General features: G+C 38.7%; 7 protein-coding genes. All 7 read right to left on the bottom strand.

Annotated elements, in window-relative coordinates:
• Positions 1 to 220 precede the first annotated feature (220 nt).
• The 7 genes from ACSHXM_RS20055 to ACSHXM_RS20025 all read right to left on the bottom strand — a co-directional run bounded on the left by ACSHXM_RS20055 (position 221) and on the right by ACSHXM_RS20025 (position 7,460).
• The gene (locus tag ACSHXM_RS20055; RefSeq protein WP_435691882.1) at positions 221 to 853 is read right to left on the bottom strand and encodes a hypothetical protein; all 633 of its coding nucleotides are present in this window, start codon (positions 851 to 853) and stop codon (positions 221 to 223) included.
• A gap of 13 nt (positions 854 to 866) precedes the next feature.
• Entirely contained in the window at positions 867 to 2,252 is a 1,386-nt protein-coding gene (locus ACSHXM_RS20050) for a terminase large subunit domain-containing protein (RefSeq protein ID WP_435691880.1), read from the bottom strand.
• On the bottom strand, positions 2,252 to 2,587 hold the full coding sequence (locus tag ACSHXM_RS20045; RefSeq protein ID WP_435691878.1) for a hypothetical protein: 336 nt from the start codon (positions 2,585 to 2,587) through the stop codon (positions 2,252 to 2,254). The genes ACSHXM_RS20050 and ACSHXM_RS20045 overlap by 1 nt, the downstream gene beginning before the upstream one ends.
• A gap of 557 nt (positions 2,588 to 3,144) precedes the next feature.
• Positions 3,145 to 5,574: a phage/plasmid primase, P4 family gene (locus tag ACSHXM_RS20040; RefSeq protein ID WP_435691876.1), complete on the bottom strand. Its 2,430-nt coding sequence runs from the start codon at positions 5,572 to 5,574 to the stop codon at positions 3,145 to 3,147.
• Entirely contained in the window at positions 5,574 to 5,750 is a 177-nt protein-coding gene (locus ACSHXM_RS20035) for a helix-turn-helix transcriptional regulator (protein WP_435691874.1), read from the bottom strand. The genes ACSHXM_RS20040 and ACSHXM_RS20035 overlap by 1 nt, the downstream gene beginning before the upstream one ends.
• Before the next feature lie 97 nt (positions 5,751 to 5,847).
• Positions 5,848 to 6,216, bottom strand: coding sequence for a hypothetical protein (locus ACSHXM_RS20030; protein WP_435691872.1), 369 nt, complete (start codon positions 6,214 to 6,216; stop codon positions 5,848 to 5,850).
• Positions 6,216 to 7,460 (bottom strand): tyrosine-type recombinase/integrase, encoded by a 1,245-nt coding sequence (locus ACSHXM_RS20025; RefSeq protein ID WP_435691870.1) that lies wholly within the window; start codon positions 7,458 to 7,460, stop codon positions 6,216 to 6,218. The genes ACSHXM_RS20030 and ACSHXM_RS20025 overlap by 1 nt, the downstream gene beginning before the upstream one ends.
• Between the last annotated feature and the right edge of the window lie 223 nt (positions 7,461 to 7,683).

The following is a 7,683-nucleotide window of genomic DNA, read 5'->3' as shown; positions in this document are numbered from 1 at the left end:
ATTGGTAGACACAAGGGATTTAAAATCCCTCGCTCGTAAGAGTGTGCCGGTTCAAGTCCGGCCCCGGGCACCATTATTCCTTTAGGAATAAGGGTTACACGAGGTTTAATTCAAATACCCATCATAAAAACCATAGTTCAAACATTAGTTAATGTGTTAGGTTGCACCAGTGTTCAACGAGGCAATATCATATTAATTTTTGAACACCGGCGCGTAAATCTTAAATATTATTTTCATCCACGCGTGTTTCCAACGCTTCATTATTCAATAATAAATTAGTGCCTGTTTTCAAGGTGTTCATGTAGTCAATTAACCGCGTTAAATGTGCTTCAGATCTTGAGACTGTGTCTGTCATTGCTTTAAGTTCAGGTCTGTGACGATATAGTGCATTCTTAGTTACATTCTTAAAATCATCATCTTTGACGCCATAAAATGAACTCGGGAATTCATTCGACGCCTGCAAGTATCGTATATCTTCATTTACCAATTGTTGAAAATTGCTTTTATTATCACGAAGGTGAGTTGCTAAGTGTAAACGCGTTATCCGGTCGCCGCTGTTCAACGTTGTTTCTATATCTCGGTGTAATTTACCTTTGGCATTCTCCACGTTGTCCACCATTAACGCAGCGGTATCAGCTAAGTTGTTATCAATTCTTGCTAATACCTTTTTGTATAATGGAGCTTTTTCACTGTGTGTACGGGTCGAATCGGCTTGAATTTTGCGGACTGATTCAGCAATTGAGTTAAATTGGTTGTGGTATAACTTTGACAGTTGTTGAACTTCTGAGGTGGTGCGAGTGTTCTCGGTCATAGCGTTTAATAAACCGTTTTGAATTAACTTTTTAGCATTCATTATAATAATTTCCTTAATAACAAAAATGGACTTTGATTGGAGTAGGTGCGCCGGTTGTTTTTGTGACTTCTGCCACGCCTGCAACGGCATTAATTAGGTCGTCATGAAAACCAACGGGGTGATCTATTGTGTCTCTGCCTCCTCGGCTTGTTCTTCGCTCAAGATTTAATAATTCACGCGCTAATTGTTCACTCGGTGGTAACTCAATATGCTCACTATTAAGCAAGGGCAAGAGGTTTTTGTATAGCTCACTTTTGGGTTTCTTAATGCGAATGTAATCAATTCGATTCTTACGGAATTGCTCAGCAGGCCACGCGCCGGCATATGCGTCACCGTGAACGCATACAACGCGATAATTGTGCAGTATGTCGCACAGTTGCGCTGTTGCTTGTTCGGGGCTAAAAGGCGGTTTAATTGCGTGTACTAAATCTATAATGACTCTACCTTTTTCCATGTGGGCAATGGATAGAGTAAACGCATCAGCACTACCGCCACTAGGATCAACAAAACCCACATAAGGTGTATTCCGTTGAAAACCTAATTCTAAAGGTGAATAACGTGTACAACGCTCCACAACGTCATCAGATACAAACGTTTCAATATCAGTTCTAAATTGAGCGTCATATTCTGCACGAGCTGCGCTAGGATCATCACGTCGAGCTTGTTCAATTATACGGGGGTCAAGTGATGGATTCATAAGTAGACTAGGGGCTTGTGCTACTAATATTCTGTCTGATTCATCATTACCGAAATAACCTTTAAACGTATTCCACAACACACCACGCTTTGCATATGGGCTTGATAGGGCAATTACTTTACCATCTAAGGTCGCAAGGCTTGGACGTAGAGCCTGCAAAATCTCTTTATCAGGGTTGGCACCATCGCTATTCCAAAAAGCTATTTCATCGAGAATGGCACACGCTACAGAGTATCCACGGGTTGACTTGAGTGATGCGGTTGTTACTTCAATCACACAACGGTTGTTTAATTCGATTGTGTCCGTCGATTCTTTGATCAACATTTGTGACAGAATTTCACTTTCTCTTATTATTGCACTGATATATCTGAAAACAGTACGGGCCTGCTTTCTATCACTCGCAATGACCATGATTGTGGCTACTTCACCACGGCTGAGTTTGTCTTTATGATTATTAAAGATCGCTTCATAAACTGCCAGTAACGCGCTTATGTTTGACTTTCCACCACGACGACCAATAACGAGCCATAGTTCCCTAAAATCATTACACGACGGTTTACGTTTAGTTAACGAGTAATACTTGGTGGCATCGGTATTGAGATTGTAAAAACCTGCGAGTAAAGACCTCCATGATTGCCATGAGGGGTTGATAAACTGATCACCTACCAACTGGGGATCATCCATAAATTCAATGATGTTCACTAATTACCTCTAGCCGTTAAGTAATCAGCGACACTTTTTACCTGTCTTACCCGATCTAGTCCTAATTTAGCGTAAATGCCTTGAAGTGAATTAACGGCCTGAGTCCATCGACCTGAGTCAAAATCTCCACCAGTAGCCAATACTTTTTCTTGCTCAGCTAGGAAGTACTCAAGCCATAGACTACGCTCAACTAATGACAATTGTTGATAAGACAGTTTGTCCGATCCTCCAAGATCATCAGTTAAAGCCATGTGTCGCGCTCGCATTTCCTGCGCGATATTAGTACGCCCATCTAATTCGTTTATAAACCCTGCTTTGAACTTGTTTGGTATCATGTGTACCTACGATCTAATTGCCATGTATTAATGAGGTAATTATATCGTATTTATGGGGTTAATGTTGGTTTTTATGATGGGTTTTTAATAAAATATAATAACACCCACTATTAATAATGGGCTTTACGAAGATTATGGTTACCATTGTCGGACTTGAATGGGGTAGGGGGTGCGGATATTTGTATTTTATTTCCCATCTATTTATTTCCACTGGATTTATGACTGGTGACACATAATTTCACCGTTTATATACATCAAAAAAAAAGCCCAACAATTTTAGCTGGGCTATCGTTCAATCTTTGCAATACGTTAAAACCGAGCGACAATCTATATTAAGTCTTTGGTTACGCCATTAATACTGTACGAAGGTCTAGTTATTATTGATAGATTGACATATAAAGCTAAAATTTCCACTTGCTTTATGCTTGATGACACATAATGACACATAATTCCACCCTTTATATATATTGAAAAAACAATTAATTAATCTTTTATTTTTTCTGAGAACGTATAAGAGTTAAAATAAGTGTCACCATGTGTCATCCATACTTTTCTATTTAAAAATATGGAGTCTTTATCAATTTGAGCCCTTTAAAGTATCTGTTCTTCTTGTCTCTATCTTCTTGATACTCCAAACGTATTAGCCTTTCCCTTAAACCCTTTTGAGTTAACGTTTTTTTGATTCCATTTTCTTCCGCCCAATATTGGTAGCATTTAAACAACTCTGACTTTGAGACTATTCCATATTCATCATTCTCAGTGCATTCATCAATAAACTGGACAGCTTGATCAGCTTCCTTGCGCCACTCTTGACGTGCAATTTTACTGCTTTCAGGTACCGTAAAACCATTTGCGACTGCTTCAGCATATGAATTTAACGATAATGTTAATATACCTTGTAACTCAGACAGCAACTTTTCCTTAAGTAAGGGGTCGCAATTACCAAGCTCTGGTTTAAATGTATTGTTAAATTTCACCACAAGCGCACGTCGAAATAATGCATCTGAAAAATCCTTAGTATGTGGCATGTGGTTAGTACCAAACCAACACGTCGCAAAAGGTTTTATTTCGAATGGATCTTGATACTTATTTTCAACGGTTGATAATTCACCTGTTGTAATTGCCTTGAGTGCTGCATCATCAATTATCTGACCTTGTTCGGTTTCTGTAACGATATTAGTTAGTTTGCCGAATAAATGCCCGCGTTGAAAAGGATTGGCAAATTTTGAGGGTTGGACTCCTGCAACGTTTTTAAATCCACACAGAGCCTCAAGTATGGATAACAAGACGGATTTTCCATTTGCACCAGTACCAATCAATATAATAAATTTTTCATGCCTGCAATGCGCCATTAGGGAATAACCCATCATTTCGAGTATGGCTTTAATTTTATCGTCTTTATCATCATCACCGGAAAAAACATCAGACATGAATTTTAAAAATTGAGGTGCTTTAGCATGTTCATCGTACTCAATGGGAATTTGTGTTGTTCGGTAATGTTCGCGTTTATGTTCTTCGAGTATCCATGAATCAAGGAATTCATCTAATACTAATTCTCCATTTAAACAATTAACACTTTCAGTCCCTGCGATATTAAATTCATGATCCGGCTTATGAACTTCATTTTTAATTAACTCACATACTCCATCTACTAACGTTCTTGTAACGGGCTCAATAAATTGAGGGATTACGTCTTGGATTTTTTGTTTAAGACTTCGATTCTCTAACTTTGCCCATACACCGGTATTGTTCCACGTCCAAACATCCCCTAACGACCCCAGGATATTTTCAGGTGTGTATGTGTCAATGACATGTTTAGCCAACGACAATTGGTCTTTAGGTTCTTCGCTTTGTTCGCTTTCCTTTAACGCACGTTTTAAATCTCCGAGCGATATTTCAGTTTTATTTTTTATTAATAGTAGTAGTTTGCCTTGCTCGATTGAGCTCAAACTTTTAACTAAATCAAGAATGGCTTGCACTTGCTCTGGTTCACTTTCTGGGGTTAATACATCGACTTGTTTAATTACATCACTGTAAACGGGCTTTAGATTACCATCCTTATCGTACTTCTTTGCAATTGCGCTTAGGTCTGCACCTGCATCCCTTGCCATTCTACAAACAGTTGCAAACGTGGTGGGATTACCTGTGTTGCCGTCGAATGATTGCCATTTTTTATTAATTAATGATGTACCTGCATAATTATTGGCACCCATCGACCAATGATCCCAAAGTGCTAATCCTTGTTCACTTCCATTGAATTCATCATGTAAACCCATACCTACCTTTATCCATATTGAATAATCACAATCAGGTCGAATATAACCTAGTATTTCTTTGGCTTTGGTAGCGCTTGTACGGCTGTCTAAGCGCTTCGCTTTAAATTCAGGCGTTACTATAGTAAGGGCATCAATAATGCATTGTGGGGCGTCAGGAACTTCGTTCTTCTTGGGTAATTCATCATCAATTAGTAGTTTACCTTTTTTGATATGAATGAGTTGGTTTTTAGTTTTAACATCAACGCCTGGCAACCAGTTATCATTAGAATGTTTTAATGATTCTTTATCAACATGATCCGGAATCTTATAAAAATAATGCAAAGAATCACCATCAATATTTTGCTGTACCAATAACGGCTCGCCACCGACGATTGATAGCAGCTCTTCAAGTGGTATAACTTCCTTGTCTTTTTTGTTACCGTCATAATCAAGTAAGATGAAATCATCAAGAGCAACGGAAACAATATCGGTTTTTGCTTTACTCCATGCCTTATCACTTAATGGGTATCTTTGAGCATCGCCGAATTGCATTGGGTTTCCTATTTGATGCATTGGAATGGGTCTATGGCCTTGTTCAATTAGCATCGATACGGTATCTGCTAGCCAGTTATCATCTGAACCATTCGGCAGTTGTTCACTACCATTATTAGTAGTATTATTGAACCTGAATTGGCAAGTTTGGCCGTCTGTCGGGGCGGTCATATTTTTCATTATGAATTTCTCCCTTCTTGCTCAAACGCGACAAGATCCGCAATTTTCCAACGGGTAGATCCATTAAACTTGCTAGGTGAAGGAATTTTATTTTCTTTTAACCACCGCCAAACGGTAGCACGACTAACGGAATAACGTTCCGCGACTTGGATTGCTGAAAGGTATTGTTTGATCATGTTGTAAATCTCACTTAGTTGAATGAGACTGCATAATCGTGAATATGACTAATTGTATCAGGCGGTCAAAAACGCGGTTTTTAACCTCCAACGCACTTTAACTGCCATTTTGTGTATCATGTAATAAAAACTTTTTGTATTTTTCTAATTGTGATTTTAACGTATCATGGCTGATACCATATTTCTCGCACACATTAGCTTTAAAATCTGTTGCGGATTGCTCACCATAATCTTGCTTTAATATTTTTATTGCCACGTCTGCCGGGATCAACTTCAATCGTTTTGTAGTGCCATCAAACACACCTTTATCACCATTGATCATTGATAGAATCAACTCATTTATCCTCGAGTCTTTTATTACTGGGTCTTTCTCAAGAGCTAAAATTACTTGATCTTTTGATGGTTTGATCTTTTTATCAAGCAATGATGTGATCACGTTCCAATGGTTTATTTTAATCTCCCGCATTACTGCTCCACTCCATTCACGTAATTATCCCAGTCGTCCATCATTAAACGACGTTTGTCGATGAGCTGTGAGCGTGCATATGCTGCCCTTGTCTTATCGTTGTTAACGTGAGCTAGTGCGAGCTCTGAGACTTCATCAGGATAGGAGGTACATTCTGTTGACCAGTCTTTAAAACTACTTCTAAAGCCATGTGCGGTGACGTCATAGCCTATCCGTTTAGGTGCTTTTGATATGGACGCATCAGTAAGTGGATTACCTTTAGAATTTGAAAATAAATATTCACTGTCTCGAATTAAACCTTTGACTAATTTCACTGCACTGTCACACAAAGGTACTTTATGTTCTTTACCGGCTTTCATTCTTTCTGCAGGTATTGTCCACAACGCATTTTCTAGATCAAACTCTGACCATTCTGCTTTTCTTACTTCACTATTACGGCAAGCGGTGTAAATGACTAATTCTAAAGCGCGAGCAGATAACCATTCTTGCGATTTTAATTTAGATAGGAACACCGTTATTTCTTTGTATGGCAATGCTTTGTAATGTACGACCTTTGCAATCTTACTGGGCTTGGGTAATGTCAGCTCTAAATTTCCACGCCATTGAGCAGGATTTGTACCCTCACGTAAACCTTTAACCGTTGCAATGTCTAAGATCTTCCCTGTGGCGTTTAAAACGCGTGTGGCGGTCTCTGTCTTGTCAAACCATAGATTCTCATGAGTGATCATCTTAAGGATGTGAGAACGCTTTATATCGTGAATGATCATGTTTCCAATATGCGGGATCACGTACGTGTTTAATCGTGATTGAAGTTTTTTTACTTGGGTATGTGTCTTAAGTTCTTTAGACTGCTTTTCAATGTATTCATTGGCAATGTCGTGAAATGTAATGGCTGAGGATTGCTCGTCAATTAGCTTTTGTTTTAATTTACGTTTTTCTGCTACAGGGTCCATGCCATCGCGCACCAATTGTTTTTTGTGTCTGGCCATCACGCGCGCATTAGATAAAGATATTTCAGGATAGCCACCTAATCCAATGTCTTTTCTTTTTTCACCAACTACAGTCCTTAAAATCCAACTGCGAGCAAATACTTTGTTATCATTCACTGGTGCTGAACATTGAAGCATTAAACCGCTCACGCCACCTACAGCATAAAGGGCCTTAATCGGTTTACCTGTTTTATTAATTCGGTATGCGAGCGAGCGAACGGCTCTGTCGGATAATTCTTTAGTAATTTTCGGCATTTAAAAACCCATCATAAAAACCAACATAGTTATTGTGATTAGATGGTATAACATAAGACTATTTAAGACAAGGTTAATCTTGGGATTGTTGATTTTAAAGGGGGTCTGAGGTTAATTGATACTGAATAATACAAGGGTTAAAGCGAGGCCCCGGGCACCATTATCTTTTCTTAGGTATTGGTACTTCAGGGCTTTCAGCCCAAATAAAAAAAACAGTCCTTTT

The sequence above is a fragment of the Paraglaciecola sp. genome, from assembly GCF_051252315.1.
Lineage (GTDB): Bacteria > Pseudomonadota > Gammaproteobacteria > Enterobacterales > Alteromonadaceae > Paraglaciecola.
The sequence above is the reverse complement of the archived record's forward strand: the minus strand, read 5'-3'. Positions and strand labels throughout refer to the sequence as shown.

Bases quoted from the DNA above. Each gene is read 5' to 3' on its own strand.
- ACSHXM_RS20055 (WP_435691882.1), bottom strand. From the start codon at position 853: ATGAATGCTAAAAAGTTAATTCAAAACGGTTTATTAAACGCTATGACC.
- ACSHXM_RS20045 (WP_435691878.1), bottom strand. From the start codon at position 2,587: ATGATACCAAACAAGTTCAAAGCAGGGTTTATAAACGAATTAGATGGG.
- ACSHXM_RS20040 (WP_435691876.1), bottom strand. From the start codon at position 5,574: ATGAAAAATATGACCGCCCCGACAGACGGCCAAACTTGCCAATTCAGG.
- ACSHXM_RS20035 (WP_435691874.1), bottom strand. From the start codon at position 5,750: ATGATCAAACAATACCTTTCAGCAATCCAAGTCGCGGAACGTTATTCC.
- ACSHXM_RS20030 (WP_435691872.1), bottom strand. From the start codon at position 6,216: ATGCGGGAGATTAAAATAAACCATTGGAACGTGATCACATCATTGCTT.
- ACSHXM_RS20025 (WP_435691870.1), bottom strand. From the start codon at position 7,460: ATGCCGAAAATTACTAAAGAATTATCCGACAGAGCCGTTCGCTCGCTC.